The following is an 18517-nucleotide window of genomic DNA, read 5'->3' on the forward strand; positions in this document are numbered from 1 at the left end:
CGCGATCATGGAGCGGGCGCTGATCCTGGCGCCGCACGGACGGGATGCCGCCGTCGCTTCCGCCCTGCTGGGCGAGGTCGGGATCGCCACGCACGCCTGTCCCGACCTGCCGGCGCTGTGCTCGGCGCTGGAGGACGGAGCGGGCCTGCTCATCCTCGTGGAGGAGGCGGTGCGCACCGCCGATCTCCAGTGCCTCGCCGGCTGGATCGCCGCGCAGCCCTCCTGGTCGGACCTTCCCGTCATACTGCTGACCTTGCGGGGCAATGGCGCCGAACGCACGCCCGAGGCGGCCCGGTTGACCGAACTGCTGGGCAACGTCACCTTCGTGGAACGCCCGTTTCACCCGACCACCCTGATCAGCGTCGTGCGGACCTGCCTGCGCGGCCGTCGCCGGCAGTACGAGGCGCGGGCGAGGCTCGCGGAGCGCGAGCGCCTCCTCGCGGACCTCGCCGACGAACGGGCACGCTTCGAAACGCTGGTGGAACACCTGCCGGTGGCGGTGAACCTGATGGACCTGCACGGCCGGACCATCCTGTCCAATCCGGCATTCCGCCGCTTCCTCCCGGATGCCGTCATCCCCTCCCTGCTGCCGGACGGAGAAGAGAGCTGGATTGGATACGATCAGCAGGGCCGCCGCTTGTCCCGCGACCAATTCGTCGCTCAACGGGCCCTGCGCGGCGAAACCGTCAGCGGCATCGAGTTCGTCTATCGTCCTGTCGGCGGCCAGCCGGTCTGGACCCGTGTCAGCGGCGTGCCCGTACAGGACGCCACCGGCAGGACTGCGGGTGCGCTCGCCGTCATCGTCGACATCAGCGACCAGAAGGCGGCTCAGGAGGCGCTGCAGCGCCTTACCGCGACGCTGGAATCCAAGGTGCGGGAACGCACCCGGGAACTGGCGGCGACGCTGGACCAGCTGCGCGACGAGATCCGCGACCGCGAACGCGCCGAAGAGCAACTGCGCCAGACGCAGAAGCTGGAGACGCTCGGCCAGCTGACCGGCGGCGTCGCGCACGACTTCAACAACCTGCTGATGGCGGTGCTCGGCAATCTGGAATTGCTGCGCAAACGACTTCCCGCCGATCCGGCGACGGAGCGCCTTTTCGACGGCGCCATGCAGGGCGCCCGGCGCGGGGCGACGCTGACCCAAAGGCTTCTGGCCTTCGCCCGCCGCCAGGATCTGCAGCCGCAGGCGGTGGACCTTGCCGGGCTGCTGGACGGCATGAGAACGCTGCTGGAACGGTCTGTCGGCCCGCGCGTCGTCATCCGCATAGACGCTCCGTCAACCCAAGCACCGGCACTGATCGATCCCAACCAGTTCGAACTGGCCGTCCTGAATCTCGCCGTCAATGCCCGCGATGCCATGCCCGACGGCGGCACGCTCACCGTGACCGTGGACGAGGCGCCGGTTCCCGAGGCTTCGGGTCTGCCGCCCGGTTCCTACCCGCATGTCAGCGTGCGGGACACCGGCATGGGAATGGATGAGGAAACGGTCGCGCGGGCGGTCGAGCCCTTCTTCTCGACCAAGGGCATCGGCAAGGGCACCGGGCTGGGGTTGTCGATGGTCCACGGTCTGGCGGTGCAGTCCGGCGGCGCGTTCCGGCTGTCGAGCGTTCCGGGCGGGGGAACGGTCGTGGAGCTGTGGTTGCCCAAGGCCGGCACACCGGCCCGGGCGGCCGAGCTGCCGCCGGCCCCGGCGGTCGACGTGTCTCCCGCCGTGGTCCTCGTGGTCGACGACGACGCGCTGATCGCCATGAGCACCGTCGATATGCTGTCCGACCTTGGGCACACGGTCCTCGAAGCGAGTTCGGGCAGCGAGGCGCTGGAGCTTCTGCGCAGCGGGCAGGCGGTCGACCTGATGCTGACCGATTATGCGATGCCCGGCATGACCGGGGTCGAGCTTGCCCAGGCGGCCCGCGCCATGGCGCCGGACCTGCCGGTTCTGCTGGCGACGGGATACGCCGATCTGCCGGAGGGCGTGGTCGCCGACCTGCCGCGGCTCGCCAAGCCATACACGCAAAGCCAACTCGCCGTTGCGACGGCCAAGCTGTTGGCCGGAATGGCGAGGGGTTCGCTCCCCGGCCAAGCAGAGTGACGGCCTCCACCCCGATTAGCGCGCCGAATTCCGGAACTCGCTCGCAGTGGGCCCGCCCCGACGAATGGACCGTCAGTCGGCACGCTGAGGACGGTCGGACGAAGCGGTTTCCGCCACGGAGCCGCGTTTGCGTCTCAGCATCGCGAAGGCCGGCATGACGACGCGGTGGACCAGCGGGATCAGCAGCGCGCCGAGAACAAGCCCGAATATGCCGGCCATCGCGGCGGCAACCAGCCATTCGATCACCGCCGCCCCCGCCGGAAGCGCATGGCCGACCGCCGCGGCGGCGTCATGGATCGCGTGACCGAGTTCCTCGAACCCATAGCCTTCCAGCCCATGGATGATGATGCCGCCGCCGACCCAGAGCATGGCGGCGGTGCCGACGAGGCTGAGCAGCTTGAGGAAAATCGGCATTCCATAGACGAGACCACGGCCCAGCCCCTGCGTCAGCGGGCGCAGCAGCCGGTCAACCCCGCCCGGCGCCACGGCGCTCGGCCGCCGCAGCCCGAAGATGCTGGAAACCGGCCGGTCGTTCTGCGCCAGGGACAGGCCGGCGTCGTCCGCCTTCACGATCAGCGCCACCGCGCCGTACACCGCGACGGTGATGCCGGCCCCGACGATGGCCAGGACCAGCGCCTGCATCCAGAAGGAGGAAACCTCCGCGGCGACGGCGGACAGCGTGATCGCCATGATCTCGGCGGACAGGATCAGGTCGGTCTTGATCGCGCCGTTGACCTTGGACTCTTCGAATTGCCGGGCCGATTGCGGGTCGGCAATGCCCTCCGCACCATGGCCGTCATGGGCCTCGTGCGGCCAGATGGCTTCAAAGACCTTCTCCGCCCCTTCATAGCAAAGGAAGGCGCCGCCCAGCATCAGCAGCGGCGTGATGGCCCAGGGCGCCACGAGACTCAAGACCAGGGCGGCCGGCAACAGCACGATCAGCTTGTTCTTCAGGGAGCCCACGGCGATCCTGCCGATGATCGGCAATTCACGATCCGCCGTGAAACCCACGACGTAGCGTGGCGTGACGGCGGCATCGTCGACCACCACGCCGGCGGCCTTGGCCCCCACCTTCGCGGCCTGCCCGGCGGCATCATCCAGCGAAGCGGCGGCGACCTTCGCCAAACCGACGACGTCGTCAAGCAGTGCGATCAGTCCAGTGCTCAAGGAAGCGGCTCCTCATGATCCCGGCGCCATCCTAACAAACATCGGCCTGGGGCTTTCCGGATTTCATCCAGATGCTGAACCAACGCGCAGGACGCGTGTTCCACGGCCCGGAAACGATTGCGGCCGGCATGAGGCCGGGGGCGCCGCCCTGCACCTTCGGCGGCCTGAAACCGGAAAGGACGGCGGGAAAGGCAAAGGGAATACATAGGTCTCTACCGGCCGGCAGCCGGCACATCGGGAACCCTGGCGCGTTATCGAGCACATGGGGCCGCTCGCGGCCGAAAGCCGGGGGGCAGCCGTCATGCTTGGTTTCGTGAACGACCTGCTGTGGAACTATGTCCTGACCGTCGTACTGGTTGCGATCGGCCTGGCCTTCACAGTGGCGTCGCGGTTCGTGCAGTTCCGTTACTTCGGGAGGATGTTCGGCACGCTGGTCGGGGCGTTCGGGCGCCAGCCGGGGCACCTCAGTTCCTTCCAGGCCCTGATGCTCAGCGTCGCCGGACGGGTGGGCGCCGGCAACATCGCAGGCGTCGCGGTAGCGATCGGATTGGGCGGACCGGGGGCGGTCTTCTGGATGTGGATCATCGGGCTGATCGGCATGGCGACCAGCTTCTTCGAATGCAGCCTGGCGCAGCTTTTCAAGATCGCCGAACCCGACGGCACATACCGGGGCGGACCGGCCTATTACATCGAGCGAGGGCTGAAGATGCGCTGGCTGGCAGCGCTGTTCTCGGGGTTGCTGCTGGTCACGTTCGGCTTCAGCTTCACCGCGCTGCAGTCCTACACCACCGCGACCTCCGTCGCGGATGCCTTCGGTGTGCCGCCGCTCGTCACCGGCATCGTGCTGGTCGCCGTCGTCGGTCTGATCGTCTTCGGCGGCATCAGGCGCATCGCCGAGGTCGCCGACATCGTGGTGCCCGTCATGGCGGTGGGATATGTCGTGATGACGCTGGTGGTGATCGTCCTGAACGCCGGCGCGGTGCCCGGCGTGCTGGCGCTCATCTTCAAGAGCGCCTTCGGGCTGGAACCGGCGATCGGCGGCACCATGGGGGCCGCCATCACGATGGGAGTGCGGCGGGGCCTGTTCTCCAACGAGGCGGGGCTGGGCAGCGCCCCCAACGTCGCCGCCATCGCCTATGTGAAGCATCCCGGCGCGCAAGGCGTGGTGCAGGCGTTCAGCGTCTTCATCGACACCCTTATCATCTGCTCCTGCACGGCCTGCATCATCCTGCTCTCGGGCGTCTACCAGCCGGGATCGGAACTGAAGGGCATCGAGCTGACCCAGGCGGCGCTGGCCAACGTGGTGGGCGAGTGGGGACGGTCCTTCGTCAGCGTCGCATTGATGCTCTTCGCCTTCACATCGATCATCTACAACTACTATCTGGGCGAGAACAGCCTGAATTTCTTCAGCAACGAGAACCGGACCCTGTTCACCATTTACCGTGTGCTGACGCTGATCCTGGTCATGTGGGGATCGCAACAGGATCTCAGCACCGTCTTCGCCTTCGCCGACCTCACCATGGGGCTGCTGGCGCTGGTCAACCTCGCCGCGCTGGTGATGCTGTTCCGGGTCGGCATGCGCATCCTGCGGGACTACGACCGGCAAATCGCCGCCGGTGTCGGGTCGCCCGTCTTCGACGCCGCGCAATTCGCCGATCTGGACCTCGACCGCGAGGCCTGGATCGTCGAGCAGGAGCCGCCGGCAGCCACGAAAGGCGGGCACGTATCCCCCGCGAGGCGGTGACTGATAGCATTCAGCGCAAACCCGGACGCATCAGGCTTTGCGCGCGCCCTCAAAACGGCGGGCGCGTCTCCGCCGCTGCTATCCAAGCGCGGCAAGCCCCATGAGGCCGCGGCCACTCCACCGGCGCGGGAACTCGCCACCCACGGGCGTGTTACGCCTGGTCAACTTCGCTCCTTGGGAGGCGCGCCATGCTGCTGGTCCTGCTGCTGCTGCTGTCCATCGCCTTCATCGTGTTCGCCACCGCACGGCTGAACCTGCACCCCTTCCTGGCGCTCCTCATCACCGCGTTCGGCTTCGGCATCCTGTCCGGCATGCCGCTGGCCGACGTGGTGAAATCGGTGAACGAGGGGTTCGGCGGCACCATCGGCTCGATCGGCATCGTCATCATCGCCGGGACCATCATCGGCATTTTCCTGGAGAAATCCGGGGGCGCCTTCCGGCTCGCCTCCAGCATCCTGCGCATGACCGGGCAGCGCAACGCGCCGCTGGCCATGTCCGTCATGGGCTATCTGGTTTCCATCCCGGTGTTCTGCGATTCCGGCTTCGTCATCCTGTCGTCGCTGAACAAGGCCGTGGCGCGCAAGGCCGGGATCAGCCTCGCCGCCACCGCCATCGCACTTTCCCTCGGGCTGTACGCCACCCACACCATGGTGCCGCCGACCCCGGGGCCGGTCGCCGCGGCCGGCATTCTCGGCGCCGACCTGGGGCTGGTCATTCTGTGGGGCATGGCGATCGCCGCCATCGCCACCGCCGCCGGCTGGCTGTTCGCCATCCTGTACGCCGCGCGCGTGCCGATCGAACCGTACCGTCCCGACGAGGATCCTGCCCGCGACGCGCCGCAAGCCGATGCGGACGCGCCGTCGGCCGCCAAGTCGCTGGTCCCCATCGCGGTTCCCATCCTGCTGATCGTGCTCCGCTCCATCGCCGAACTGCCGGCCAAGCCGTTCGGCACGGGCGGCATCGTGCAGATCCTGTCCTTCCTGGGCCAGCCCGTCGTGGCGCTTCTGATCGGCGTGGGACTGGCGCTGATGCTTCCAAAGCGGCTGACGCGGGAGATGATGTCCACCTCCGGCTGGGTGGGGCAGGCCGTGATCGATGCGGCGATCATCATCACGATCACGGGGGCCGGCGGCGCGTTCGGCAAGGTGCTGCAGAACTCCGGCATCGCCCAGGTCATCGGCGACAGCCTGGCGAGCGCCAATCTCGGGATCTGGCTGCCGTTCCTGGTGGCGGCCGGCATCAAGACGGCGCAGGGCAGCAGCACGGTCGCGATCATCACCACCGCCGGCCTCATGGCCCCGCTGCTGCCGGCACTTGGGCTCGACAGCGCCACCGCCAAGGCGCTGGTGACCGTGGCCATCGGCGCCGGGGCGATGGTGGTTTCCCATGCCAACGACAGCTTCTTCTGGGTGGTCACGCAATTCTCGAACATGACCACGCGCGACGGTTATCGGCTGCAGACCCTGGGAACCCTGATCCAGGGGACGGTCGGCGCCTTCGCCGTCTGGATCGCCGCCATTCTGGTGCTGTAGGCGTGTGTGTGCGAACCGCGGACGAAGCCTCGGTTGGATGTCCTTATGGGGGGCCTTATGAGGCACAGCCAGCGCCTCTGGCTCTCACCGCGCGGAAGGGCGAGGTGGCCATCGGCCGCAAGGCGACGATCCTCATGACCAGCGTGGGGATTCCAGTCTTCCGCAAAGCCGCCTGATCACCGCTGCGCCGCTGTGGACCCTGGCTGAACGACGATGTGCGCAGCCTTGCCTGATCTCCAGCCTCCGGCGCCTCCAGACGACGCGCGCCAGCCCGTTCAGGACTAGCGCGGCAATCACCGGATCGGTGAAGGTGAAGCGCAGGCTGATGCTTCCGTCGCTCCTGAAATCGAAGTGCAGGTGCGGCGCGCTGACGCCATACTCCTCGACACGGCGCCAGACATTGGCAAGAACATGCTCGGCCTCCAGCACCGAGACGCCGCGCATGCTGGCCTTCACCATGCCGTTGTCCCACAGGACATTGTCCGATATGGGATCGGTTGCCGTATGGTCCGAGCGCCCTGCGTTGCTGGTTCGCATGGTGACCTCCCTGAAGCAACGCCGACCGGACAGTCGATCCCCGCGTGGAGGATACCCGTCGGCGTGTACTGCTTCTTTTTAATGCGGATATTTCTGGAACGGCTCTTTGATCAGAATCGGAAATTATAAATATTTTCACAGATTTTCTAAGACTCGACAAAGAAAGATCGGGAAAATTTGTGCGGGGAAAATACTAAAATTGTTGTTTGCTTTTTATTTAGAAGAGGAACGGCGAATTACGCCTCTTTTTCAAGGCCGCCTTTCTGAACGCCTGGCAACCCGCCTTTCCAAATTCTCGCCACTGTAGCGAGAGACCATGGGAAAGAACAGGTCGCAATCCGGGGGATCGGGACGCAGGTGAATAGAGGGTGTTTACCGAGTCCGGGCAGCTTGCGTTCCCGTTCGGAAACACGATGCACAAGACGGATTGGCCCGGACCGCCGGATTGGACGGAGGCCTCTCCGCACTGGCTATCGATGCTATCCCAAGAAACGGAAAAGCGATACGGAGGGCGCCCGAAAGCGCCCTCCGCATCTCAAAAGACCGTCGGCCTGATCGTTTTAAGGTTAGGCCGCGTCGAACTCGTTCAGCGAATCCGACAGATGAGCGGTCGCGGCGAACAGATCCGGCTCCGAGGCCCAGAGATCGATCGATGCCGTCCCGCTGGTATCGGCCGGGATCTCGACCGTGTTCGATGCCTGCGCGACCATGTACTGACGAATGTCGAACTGGTCGGCCCCCTCCGGCAATGCCGCCGCCTGAGCGGTGACCGCGGACGAGGAGAAGAGGCTCTTGTCGGCGCTCACCACAAGCGTGCCGTTCCACCACATGTCCGCCTGGCCGGGGGCCACGTCCCTGCCGTCCAGAGCACCCTTGTCATAGGTCACGTTCGAGTCGGTCGGCGCCACGGCCTTGCCGTTGATCGTGATCTTGTTGACGGTCAGATTGCGGTCCTGGCCGTTGACGACGCTGTCGTTGTCATACTGCACCTGCACCTTGTGAGCCTGATCGGCGGCCACGGTGGTGGTGAAGACGAAATCCTTGGCCTCCGTACCGGCGACCCCTTCACCGATCTTCTTCCCGTCGATCAGCAGGTTGAAGTGGGCGTTGACGCCGCCCGCTGCCGTGCCGTCCACATTCAGAACGATCTTCGCCGTGGCCTCGGTGGCAGCCGGCGTCGAGGGCACGGAGGAGGACGGAGGAGCCGACCCGGCGGGAGGCGTGGACGTGGTCGACTGGTACTCCATGGCGCCGATGTCGACAGCGCCCTCACGGGCGTCGCCGTTCATGTCCAGCGTCGGCGCGCCGGAGCTGATGCCGGAATTGACGGCGGGAGAATCGGAGGTCAGACGATAGTCGCCATTGCCCGACGGATCGTATTTCACGAATTTCGGATCGGCGCTCACCGTACCGGTGACCTTTCCGTTCTTCATGCTGAGATTGGTGTCGTTCCCGTAGATCAGATTGTTGCTGTAGATGTTGTTGCTGCCGGTATCACCGAACTCCATGATGCCGGTGTCGTTGTCGTAGATGATGTTGTTGGAGACCTGCGAGTGGTCGTTCGGGCCGCTCGTGTGGTAATAATCGCCGCCGCCGATCATGATGCCGTTGTGGCTGGCGAAGATGGTGTTGTTGAGAATCTTGACGTGATGGGCGTCATGCCAGGTGCTGATGGCGTCGCCCGACGCCTGATACACCATGTTGTTCTGCACCTGCCCGGACGTCGACATATAGATGCCATGGACCAGATCGGTCGTGCTGTTGGCCGGACCGATGTTGTAGACGACGTTGCCGTTCACGCTGATGTTGCTGTCGCCGAAATAGCCGTCGCCCAGGATGCCGCCGCCGCCTTGGCCGCCGCTGTGGGCGGCGTTGATCGCCGCGGAATCACGAACGATGTCGTGGACCTTGTTGTTCTGAACCACCGAGTTGGTGCCGGTCGTGTAGATGCCCGAAAGCCACGGCGTGCCGCCCTGCGGGTTGCTGCCGTCGATCTCGAAGCCATCGATGATGACGTTGTCGCCGCGGTTGTCCCAGGCCTCGATCTTGCTGTTGCCGGCCCCCGGAACGATCTTGGCGCCCCACTTCTCATCCGACACGTAATGGATCGGCGCATCGGTCGTGCCGCTCTTCGTCGTCTGGAATCCACCGATGTAGGTCCCCGGCGCGACATGGACCGTGGTGCCGGCCTCAGCGACCTGGGACGCCTTGAGAATGGTCTTGAAGGGCGAGTCTTTGGTGCCAGAGTTGGAGTCGGAACCAGTGGTCGAAACGTAAATGTCGGCCATAGTTTGGATTTCCTTGTATGCACGCTGGGTGAGAATCGTGAAGCCGCTCGCGAGCAGGCAAACGCGATCCGTGCGGCGCCCGTGGTGAACGCCGGCTGAGGAATCGACGGGGCCGGCGCCGGGAGGGCGCCTTCTCCGGTCGATCATGGTCGGGATTGGCTTTTCCGATCGCTCATGGTCGCGAATGCGTCACCGGCAGCACTGCGCGCCGGGAGCCACGACAACAGAAGGTGAGCGATATCAAAGGAAAGCTACAGTAACCGTCCTGATATTGTCGGCATTGCCAACAACTCCTTGAAATTCATCCAAACGGCTTGTCTATCGTCGCCTGCCTATCATCCGATAGACCGTCGCATTTCATAGGCTGATCAAGCGACGACACCACGCCGTTAACGTGCGAACCATAATCTCAAATGGTAGGGCCAAAGTATGACATGTTTTGGAAAAATGCATGAATTCTGTTTCATATTTGCCGCACGTTACCTTGCGGCAACATCTTGATCATGTCTCTTGCTGGTTTTGAACTTACTCACAGGTGGTCTTTGAGAATTGGGATCCATTTCTTCTGACTGACTCGCGACGACTCGTGTCACGATGCGAAAGGAATGGCTTGCCCCTTCAACTCCAGGCTATGCGGAGCGACTGTGCCGGTTACGCTTGTGCGTGAGCGCCGACCGACTTCTTGCGGATCACCGTGGACAGGACGGCCCGCTGGCGAGGGTTGAACAGACGAAGCAATGCGGTATCGACGGTGTGGATCGCGTCGTTCACGGTTTCCAGAATTTCCAGGTCTCGGCGGAACAGGAAGCGGGCCGCGCCAAAATTCAGGAACCCGAACCCTTGCGATTCGATGTGGTAATCGGCAAGGACGGCCCGCAGTTCGTCCTGCTTGAAATAGGTCCAGCGGTTCTTTCCGGCGCCGGCCAGCCGGAAAAACCGGATGAACGGACCGACGTAACCGTTGTCGATCGTCAGGATGACCCCCTCATCCGTGAGATGATCCATCAGACCGTCGATCACGCTGCGCATCCTCTTGTAATCGTCGCCCCGGCAGACCCCGCCGAGGACCGACTTCAGGACGATCACGTCGTATTGCCCGCTCAGGCGGTGCATGTCCATTTCCAGCAGCGCGATGCCCGTCAGTCCGTATTTTTCGGAAACGAGCCGGAGTTGGCCATTCTCGACCTCGTGACGGGGCTGCCCATAGTAGGAGCAGAACACCGTCGCCCCCTTGGCCGCGAATGCCGGCGCGATGGAGGAATGCTTCCCCGCCCCGATTTCCAGAACCCTCTTGCCCTCCAGCGTCGTCGGCAGGGCGGTGACGGCGAAGGCCACCGCGTCGGCCCAAATCCGCCGGTTCCAACCGCAGCAATCCTCGATGAGCGGACGGATGTCGGTCATCATGCCCGTCTTTCAGATTTCTGAGTGCTTGGTGAGGACGGCGGTATAGCCCTGCAAGGTCCAGAACTTGCGCAGCCCACAGCCATATTGCAGCGCGTTCAGCACCGTGGACAGATGCCACGCCCGTTCCGAACCGGCCAGCCGGACGTTGAACAGCGGGGGGCGGCGGAAGCGGATGGCTTTCAGGCTGGCGCCGGTGACCCTGCTTCCCACCTCGGCGTTGGGACTGGACGCGGCGTGGATCATGCGGAACAGGGCTTCCGGCGGGTAGGGCCGCGACACTTCGGGATATTGGAAAACGTCGCGCGGATCGCACAGGTTGGAGATGACGATCGTTCCGCCGTGGCGGGTGACCCGCAACAATTCCGACAGATACCGGGCGGCCCTGCCCGGATCGAGGGCGAACATGACCTGAGCCGAATGAACGCCGTCAAAGGAGTTCGCCTCGAAGGGCAGATCGAGAGCGTCGCCGACACGCGCGTCCAAACCGCGCCCCCGGCAATACTCGACGTTGCTGGGGTTGAGGTCGATGCCGATGGTCCGCTGCGGCTGCAAGCTTATGAAATCGCCGATGCCGCAAGCCACGTCGAGAACGTTGCGGCAGGACGACAGGTGATCCCACGCGAAACGTTCCTCGCCGGCGTTCGGCGACCCCCACCGGTTCAGCCGGCGCCCGAGCTGCAGGAGGATCTGGCTCCCCGGAAAGCTCAGGTTTTTGGAAAGCGTCGTGTCCGACATCATGGTTCCTCCAAGGGGGTGGCGCGGTGATCGGCAGTCATCGCTGCCCGCCGTTGGGGCAGTTCTGGGCACCGGACGGCATCCATTCGTGGGCGCCGATGTCGATCTCTCCGCATTGCGGCCGTGCCACGCCGTCGAGATCGGTCGTCGGGGCATCGGGTCTTTGGCCGGCATTCACCGCCGGGGAGTCGGCCGTCAACCGGTAGTCGCCGGATCCCGATGGGTCGTACCGCGCGAATTTGGGATCGGCGCTCACCGTGCCGGTCGGCTCCAGCCCGTTGCGCAGGCGCAGGTTCATCCGGTTCCGGTAGACCAGGTTGTTGCTGTAGATGTTGTTCAGGCCGGTGTCGCCATGTTCCAGAATGCCGGCGTCGTTGTCGTAGACGATGTTGTTGGAAACCTGCGAGTGGTCGTTCGGACCGCTCGTATGGTAATAATCGCCGCCGCCGATCATGATGCCGGTGCGGCTGGCGAATACCGTGTTGTTGAAGATCCTGACGTGGCGGGCGTCGTGCCATGTGGTGATGGCGTCGCCCGACACCTGATACACCATGTTGTTCTGCACCTGACCGGACGTCGACATATAGATGCCATGGACCAGACTGTTGGTGCGGTTGGGCGGGCCGATGTTGTAGACGACGTTGCCGGTCACGCTGATGTCGGTGTTGCCGAAATAGCCGTCGCCCAGAATGCCGCCGCCGCCCACATTGCCGCGGCGGGCGGCTCTGAACGCCACGGAATCGCGCACGATGTCGTGGACCTTGTTGTTCCGGACCACCGAGCCGGTGCCGGTCGTGTAGATGCCCGAAAGCCAACGCATCCGACCCTTGGTCACGCGGCCGTCGATCTCGAAACCGTCGATGATGACGTAATCGCCCCGGTTGTCCCAGGCTTCGATTTTGGCATTGCCGGCCTCCGGGATGATCCTGGCGCCCCATTTCTCGACCGACCGATAATGGATCGGCGCTTCGGCCGTGCCGTTCGCCTTGGTCTGGAAGCCGCCGATGTAGACCCCCGGCGCCACATGCACCGTGGTGCCGGGCCGGGCGGCCTCGGAGGCGCGGGCGATGCTGCGGAACGGCGAACCCTGCGTGCCGGAATTCAGATCGGAACCGTTGAGGGAGACGTACAGGTCGGCGACCAGATCGGCCATCATGGCGTCGTTCCGTTGTTCCGCGGCCCCGCCCTCCGGGACAAAAGACCGTCAAATTTGTTTTCTTACTGTATCGCGAGACTCCAGGGCGCTGAAGCGGTGCAAAAGAAGAATATGCACGCGGATCCCGCCTGGAGCGATGGGTCAGGATGACGGCACCCGGTCGGGACCGATCCAGCGTGGGTTCGTGCGCTGCCACCCGATCACCAGCGCCAGCATGGCGAAATAGATCCGGCTTTCTGCGAGATAGCCCTGCACGGTGGTGTGCGAAAGGAACTCCATGAAGAACATCAGGGCGATGGCGGCGGCCACCCAGTCGGCCTCCCGGCTCCGGGCGACGCGGTAGCAGGCCAGCACGGCCATGGCCAGCACGGGAAAGAAAAGCACCGCCCCGGCCAGCCCCATTTCCATCAGGATTTCCAGCGCCAGGTTGTGCGGGAAGTCCGAACTGTGCTGGAGGCGGAACTCACCCATGCCCCAGCCCAGCAGCGGCTTTTCCAGCCAGCGCCGAAAGGCAAGCTCCCGCCCTTCGGAGCGGACGTCGAGGGAGTTGGTGCTCTCGTGGGAGAGTTGGAGCGACAGACGTTCGAGCGTGTAGAGCTGCTCCGTCGCGCCGCTGAAGCCCTTGACGGCGATGAGACCGATGTAGCCGGCCCAAGCGGTGCCGACCAGCACCACCATGAACAACAGAAGCCGCCTTGTGCCGGCCCCCAGCCAGCTGGGGCGCAAAAGAAGCGCGAAGGCCGCCACCGGGATGCTGAGCACCGAAAAGACGAGAGGACCACGCGCGCCGATCAGCGTCAGCGCGAACAGGGCCGCGACCGCGCCGCCGATCGCCGGGAGCAACAGCCGGGCCGGCCCATAAATGGCAAGCGGCAGGCAGGCGAAGAACAGATAACTGGCGTGAGTGGCGTATTCGATGTAGTTGTTCCCCTGGATTCGGCCGGTGAATTGAAGCTCCCGGATATCCACGCCGACGATCCAGCGGTGATAGGAGTAATACAGCAGCAGCAGGCCGCTGAATCCGATGATCAGCCGCAACATGCGCGCCCGGCGCTCGGGATCCTGCGCCAGGATGCTGACCAAGAAATAGCCGGTCATGCCGACCAGGGCGAAGCGCCACGTCTTGTCGATGTTCTTGGGTTCGAGGCTGGACCAGAACACGCTGACGATGCCCAGGGCGCAGAAACCCAGCATCAGCAGATCGGGCGCGTCCATCGGCAGCGGCTTCAAATGGCCGGTGATGCGGCGGACGACGATCAGGGCGAAGGTCAGGGCGAAGAAGAGCAGGGTTGCGTCGACGGGGAAGGATTGCAGTTCCGGCAACGACTTGAAGCGTCCGGAGAAGATGAACAGGACGAGGCACGCCTCGATGGACAGAAGATCGCGGAACAGCAGGTGAACCTGGTCCGCCCGGCCTGCCGGCCGTAGACCCGCGTGCAACGTCGTTTCCATGCGCCGCCTTTCCCTCCCCCGATCCCCTGACAGCCGATCCCCGGACCGCCGGTCCCCGAATGACAGCCTCAGCCACGATGCGAAAGGCACGAAAGAAACTGAAAAAGGAGAGATGCCGGAGCGGCGCCTTATCGACGGTGCCGCATGTTCCGGGCAGGTCTCATGACACCCCGAACTGCTCCTCCCACAGGGCCAGGCAGTAGAGGCGCCATTGGCCGGCGCGGTCCAGACGGCGATAGCCCTCGCGGACGCGGTTCCGGTCGCAGAAACGGCCGACCAGCGGCGAAGCCTCGACCATCCTCTCCATAACGCCGGCATGGCGCGACAGCCACATCGCGTCCGGTGCGGCGAAACCGATCTTGTTGCGTCGCCATGCGATGTTTTCCGGCAGCACGTCCATCATCGACCGCCGCACCACCCATTTCGACCAGCCGTCGCGCATCTTCAGGGCCGACGCCAGCGCGATGCTGTGCTCGACCAGACGGTGGTCGAGGAAGGGCAGGCGCGTCTCGATGGAATGCGCCATGGCGTTCTTGTCCTCGAAGCGCAACAGCGGCGGCAGGCCGGTGTTCTCGACCTCCAGCGTTTGCAGGCTGCGCAGATCCAGACAGGCCCGCGCGTACTGCCGCACCCAGTCCGGCATCGGCGGGCGCGGGCTGAGATGCCGCGAACGCCCGAGATAGTGCAGATAGCGCAGCGCCGGCGACAGATCCCGCACGGCCAGCGCCGCGAAGCGCAGGCTGGTCATGTTGACGTTGTTGCGCACCATCTGGCGCTGCCAGCGCAGGGCCTCGCGCGCGCCCTGCTGGCGCCACACCGCCAGCCCGTAGGCGCAATAATAGCGGTCATAGCCCAGCAGGATCTCGTCGGCCCCCTGCCCGTCCAGCAGCACGACGATGCCGTTCTCGCGCGCGGCCCGCATGACGAAGGACTGCATGCATACCGACGGCGAGGTGAAGGGCTCCTCCTGCTGGCGGATCACGGCCGGCAGGGTGTCGCGGAAATCCTCGTAGTCCGGCCGCGTCCTGACCCAGTTCAACCCGCCGGCGCGGACGACCTCCTCGGCATAGGCCTCCTCGCTGTTGGCGGGATCCTCGCTGATCGCGGTGATGGCGCTGAAGGGCGCGCCGCTCCCGGCGCCGTTCAGCCGCGCGGCCAGCAGCGACACGCTGGAGCTGTCCAGCCCGCCGCTGAGGCATGTCCCCACCCGCACGTCGGAACGCAGCCGCAGGCGGATCGAATCCTCGAAGACCCGGCGGAACTCGTCCACCGCCTCCGGCCCGTCGCGCTCCCCCACCCCGCTCAGCCGGCCGGCCAGATCGTAATAGCGGTGGATCGTGCAGCGGTCGGATTTCAGGTCGTGGATCAGGTAATGCCCGGCGGCGAGGTTGAGGACGCCGCTGAAGAAGGTTTCGGCCGACTGCAGCGGCACGCCGGCCAGCAGATACTCCGACACGACCGCCGGATTCGCGGCGACCGTCCCGAGCAGCGGCAGCAGTTGCCGGATCTCCGACCCGAATGCGAAGCAGTCGTCGGTCCGCACATAGTGGAACGGCTTTTCGCCGAAACGGTCGCGGGCGGCGAAGATCAGATCCCGGTCGGTGTCGTGCAGGGCGAAGGACCACATGCCGTTCATGCGCGTCAGGCAGTCGGGCCCCCAGGCCGCATAGGCCGCCAGCAGCACCTCGGTATCGGAATGGCTGCGGAACCGGTGGCCCAGCGCCTCCAACTCCCGGCGCAGCTCGACGAAATTGTAGATCTCGCCGTTGTAGGTGACGACGTGGCGGCCATCGGCGGAGGTCATCGGCTGGTGGCCGCCCGGCGACAGGTCGACGACGGCCAACCGGCGGTGGCCGAACGCCACCCGGCCGTTGCGGTAGAACCCCTCGCCGTCGGGGCCACGGTGGTGGACGGCGTCCGTCATCTCCTTGATGCGGCTGCCGATGTCGATCTTTCCGGTGAACCCGACGATTCCTGCGATCCCGCACATGATGCGCGACTCTCCGCTGTGAGATGGCCCGCGTTGAGATTGCCCGCTGTGAGAGCAGTGGCCGGGCTCACGTCCTCGTGTAGTATTTGCGGAAGCCGGCCGAGAACATGGCGGAATCCCCATAGTCGTGGAGCCGGTACTTGCGTCCGTCCACCTGCGACAGGACGATGCCGTCCACCGGGATGCGGTCGTCCGACAGGCGCTGCATCGCGCTGACGAAGGTCGAGATTCGGGTGGAGCGCCAGCGCACGATCATCAGCGTCCGGTCGGCGAGCCGCGCGAGAATATGCGCGTCGCAGGCGGCGAGCACCGGCGGCGAGTCGATGATGACCGCGTCGAACATCACCGCCAGATCGCTGACCAACTCCTGCAGGCGCGGCGACTGGAGAACGTCGGAGGGCGAAGCGACATTCCGGCCGGCCGTGATGATCTCGGCGCCCGACGCGGTGTCGGTGCGGATAACCTCGCTCAGGCTGTGCCCGCCCGTGACGTATTCCGTCAGTCCCGGACCACGGTTCATCCCGAAGATCCGGTGCACGGTGGGCGCCCGCAGGTCGGCGTCGATCAGCACCGTCCTGCGCCCCGACAGCGCCAGCATGCGCGCCATCGAGGAGGCTGCGCTGCTCTTGCCCTCCTCCGACACCGAAGAGGTGAACAGCAGAACCTTCGTCGTCGGATCGCCCAACCCGGTGCGCAGCGCCAGGGACCGCAGTTGCTCTATGAACATGCTGTCGGTTTCATCCAACACATGCTCGGCCGGCGGCCGGCGGCGCCAGCGGCGGCGGCGGTCGGCGATCGGCAGGGCGCCGACGACGCGCACCGGGGTCATGCGGCGGATCTGCGACAGGCTCTGGACGGTGTTGTCGGCACGTTCCAGCAGTAGGGCCAGGACGCCGCCGCCGCCCGCCGACAGCACGAAGGCGGTCGCCAGCATGGCGAGGGTCGGCGGGAAGGTGGCGAACGGCGGCACGACGGCGCGCGAGATCACCTGCATGTCCGGTCCGTGCAGCTTCAGATAATCGATCTGCGCGTTGGCGTTGTTCAGACGCGCCGCGAGTTGCGGCAGCAGGGTCCGCTTGGCCTCCACCTCGCGCTCCATGACGCGGACGTCGACCTCCGACGCGTTCGCTTTGGCCATCTGCTCGTTCAGAAGATTGACCTGCTGACGCAGGCCTTCCTCGTTCGTCTTGGCGATGGCGACGGCGTTCAAGCGCGAATTCTGGATTTTCTGCACCTCTTCACCGATGCGGGAACGCAGGTCGCGCAGTTCGGCGCGCGCGGCGATCAGTGCCGGGTGGTTGTTGCTGTAGCGGAGCGAAAGCTGCCCGACCTGCGAGCTTGCGGCGGTCGCCGCCTCCTGCAACCGCTGGATCAGCGGCGAATCCAGCACCTGCGCCGCGGATTCCGACCCGTTGCTGCGCACCGATTGCGCTTCGGCGAACTGCGCCTCGGCGCGCAGCCGCTCGCCGGTCACGGCGATCAGCTGCCGGTTGAGTTCGGTCATGCGGTCGGCCAGCGCCTTGATGTTGGAATCGGAGTGCAGTCCCAGCGCGATCCGCGTTTCCTCGAGCCGGCGTTCCGCGTCGCGAATGTCCCGGTTCAGGTCGGCGATCTCCTGCGTCAGGCTCCGGCCCAGCGCCTCGGCCGCGCTGACCTCCTGGTCACGTTTCTGGGCGATGAAATGATCGGCGACGGCGTTGGCGACCAATGTGGCGCGTTCCGCATCCTCGGACCGGAAGCGGATGCTGATGACGCGCGATGCGTCGCTCGACGTTGCATCCAGCCGGCGCTGGAAGCTGTTGACGACCTCGTCGCGGGTGTTCCGATGCGGCGCCCCGCCCCCCGGCATTTCGGAGGCGGCCGCTTCGATCGGCAACAGCGACAAAGCGGGACCGGCCCAACCGGCCACCAGAGCGCGCAGCCGTTCGGACAGGCTGGGCCGCAGGGACGGGTTGAATTCGGCGATCCGCTGAAGCTCCAGACGATCCACCACGGCTTCGGCCAGGACACGCGACTGCACGATGGCGATTTCATTCTTGCGCGCGGATTCCTCCGACGGCGGCAACGCCCCCGGCTGGGTCGTGTCGCCCATCCAGCTCAGCTCGCGCGGATTGAACATGATGTCGGCTTCGGCCTCGTAGAGCGGCGTCATCAGCCGGGCGACGAGGAAGGTGGCGGTCATCGCCGTGCCGATAAGAAGCAGGATCATGAAACGGCGCCGCTTCAACGCGCCGATGGTATCGATCTCCCTGGCGGCGCCCCCTCCCTCTTGCCGGATATACGGTGCCGGATCGCGAACTTCGGAGTGCACGATCTCGTATTGATTCATGACCTTCCCCATTTCACCTTGCCTGAAGGGGGCGCAGCGCCGGCCGGCAGGACCAATCCACGCACCGCGTGCCGATTTGTTTTCTTATCGC

12 protein-coding genes are annotated in these 18517 nt (G+C 65.3%); 3 read left to right on the plus strand and 9 right to left on the minus strand.

The features are described from left to right. Positions 1-7 precede the first annotated feature (7 nt). Positions 8-2092: a hybrid sensor histidine kinase/response regulator gene (locus DM194_RS14045; RefSeq protein WP_111068672.1), complete on the plus strand. Its 2085-nt coding sequence runs from the start codon at positions 8-10 to the stop codon at positions 2090-2092. A 72-nt stretch (positions 2093-2164) separates the two neighbouring features. Here the strand turns inward: DM194_RS14045 and DM194_RS14050 are convergent, their stop codons facing one another. Further along, positions 2165-3259 carry a DUF808 domain-containing protein gene (locus DM194_RS14050; protein ID WP_111068217.1) on the minus strand — a complete coding sequence of 365 codons (1095 nt, stop codon included), beginning with the start codon at positions 3257-3259 and terminating at the stop codon, positions 2165-2167. A gap of 301 nt (positions 3260-3560) precedes the next feature. Here DM194_RS14050 and DM194_RS14055 point away from each other — a divergent pair, with 301 nt between their 5' ends. Continuing rightward, the gene (locus DM194_RS14055; RefSeq protein WP_111068673.1) at positions 3561-5003 is read left to right on the plus strand and encodes an alanine/glycine:cation symporter family protein; all 1443 of its coding nucleotides are present in this window, start codon (positions 3561-3563) and stop codon (positions 5001-5003) included. A gap of 188 nt (positions 5004-5191) precedes the next feature. Continuing rightward, positions 5192-6535 (plus strand): GntP family permease, encoded by a 1344-nt coding sequence (locus DM194_RS14060; RefSeq protein WP_111068218.1) that lies wholly within the window; start codon positions 5192-5194, stop codon positions 6533-6535. A gap of 132 nt (positions 6536-6667) precedes the next feature. On the opposite strand, the gene DM194_RS14065 is transcribed toward DM194_RS14060, so the two are convergent. The 8 genes from DM194_RS14065 to DM194_RS14100 all read right to left on the minus strand — a co-directional run bounded on the left by DM194_RS14065 (position 6668) and on the right by DM194_RS14100 (position 18306). Beyond that, positions 6668-7072, minus strand: coding sequence for a hypothetical protein (locus DM194_RS14065; protein WP_162630033.1), 405 nt, complete (start codon positions 7070-7072; stop codon positions 6668-6670). Between the two features lie 566 nt (positions 7073-7638). Beyond that, entirely contained in the window at positions 7639-9507 is a 1869-nt protein-coding gene (locus tag DM194_RS29070; RefSeq protein ID WP_111068220.1) for a carbohydrate-binding domain-containing protein, read from the minus strand. Between the two features lie 504 nt (positions 9508-10011). Next, positions 10012-10695, minus strand: a complete 684-nt coding sequence (locus DM194_RS14075; protein ID WP_162630034.1) for a class I SAM-dependent methyltransferase — start codon at positions 10693-10695, stop codon at positions 10012-10014. 78 nt (positions 10696-10773) lie between these two features. Then, the gene (locus tag DM194_RS14080; protein ID WP_162630035.1) at positions 10774-11571 is read right to left on the minus strand and encodes a class I SAM-dependent methyltransferase; all 798 of its coding nucleotides are present in this window, start codon (positions 11569-11571) and stop codon (positions 10774-10776) included. Then, complete coding sequence (locus DM194_RS14085; RefSeq protein ID WP_111068223.1) at positions 11537-12655, minus strand: right-handed parallel beta-helix repeat-containing protein; 1119 nt, start codon at positions 12653-12655, stop codon at positions 11537-11539. Before DM194_RS14085 ends, DM194_RS14080 begins: the two co-directional genes overlap by 35 nt. A 141-nt stretch (positions 12656-12796) precedes the next feature. Further along, positions 12797-14107, minus strand: a complete 1311-nt coding sequence (locus DM194_RS14090; protein ID WP_162630036.1) for an O-antigen ligase family protein — start codon at positions 14105-14107, stop codon at positions 12797-12799. Between the two features lie 160 nt (positions 14108-14267). Further along, complete coding sequence (asnB, locus tag DM194_RS14095) at positions 14268-16097, minus strand: asparagine synthase (glutamine-hydrolyzing) (protein ID WP_162630037.1); 1830 nt, start codon at positions 16095-16097, stop codon at positions 14268-14270. 67 nt (positions 16098-16164) lie between these two features. Beyond that, positions 16165-18306, minus strand: a complete 2142-nt coding sequence (locus DM194_RS14100) for a GumC family protein (protein WP_162630038.1) — start codon at positions 18304-18306, stop codon at positions 16165-16167. Positions 18307-18517: the final 211 nt, after the last annotated feature.

Source organism: Azospirillum ramasamyi (genome assembly GCF_003233655.1).
GTDB classification, from domain to species: Bacteria; Pseudomonadota; Alphaproteobacteria; order Azospirillales; family Azospirillaceae; genus Azospirillum; species Azospirillum ramasamyi.

What these genes read in the sequence shown, in the direction of transcription:
- DM194_RS14045 (WP_111068672.1), top strand. Translation starts at nt 8, where the DNA reads ATGGAGCGGGCGCTGATCCTGGCGCCGCACGGACGGGATGCCGCCGTC.
- DM194_RS14055 (WP_111068673.1), top strand. Translation starts at nt 3,561, where the DNA reads ATGCTTGGTTTCGTGAACGACCTGCTGTGGAACTATGTCCTGACCGTC.
- DM194_RS14060 (WP_111068218.1), top strand. Translation starts at nt 5,192, where the DNA reads ATGCTGCTGGTCCTGCTGCTGCTGCTGTCCATCGCCTTCATCGTGTTC.
- DM194_RS14065 (WP_162630033.1), bottom strand. Translation starts at nt 7,072, where the DNA reads ATGCGAACCAGCAACGCAGGGCGCTCGGACCATACGGCAACCGATCCC.
- DM194_RS29070 (WP_111068220.1), bottom strand. Translation starts at nt 9,507, where the DNA reads ATGATCGACCGGAGAAGGCGCCCTCCCGGCGCCGGCCCCGTCGATTCC.
- DM194_RS14085 (WP_111068223.1), bottom strand. Translation starts at nt 12,655, where the DNA reads ATGATGGCCGATCTGGTCGCCGACCTGTACGTCTCCCTCAACGGTTCC.
- DM194_RS14090 (WP_162630036.1), bottom strand. Translation starts at nt 14,107, where the DNA reads ATGGAAACGACGTTGCACGCGGGTCTACGGCCGGCAGGCCGGGCGGAC.
- asnB (WP_162630037.1), bottom strand. Translation starts at nt 16,097, where the DNA reads ATGTGCGGGATCGCAGGAATCGTCGGGTTCACCGGAAAGATCGACATC.
- DM194_RS14100 (WP_162630038.1), bottom strand. Translation starts at nt 18,306, where the DNA reads ATGATCCTGCTTCTTATCGGCACGGCGATGACCGCCACCTTCCTCGTC.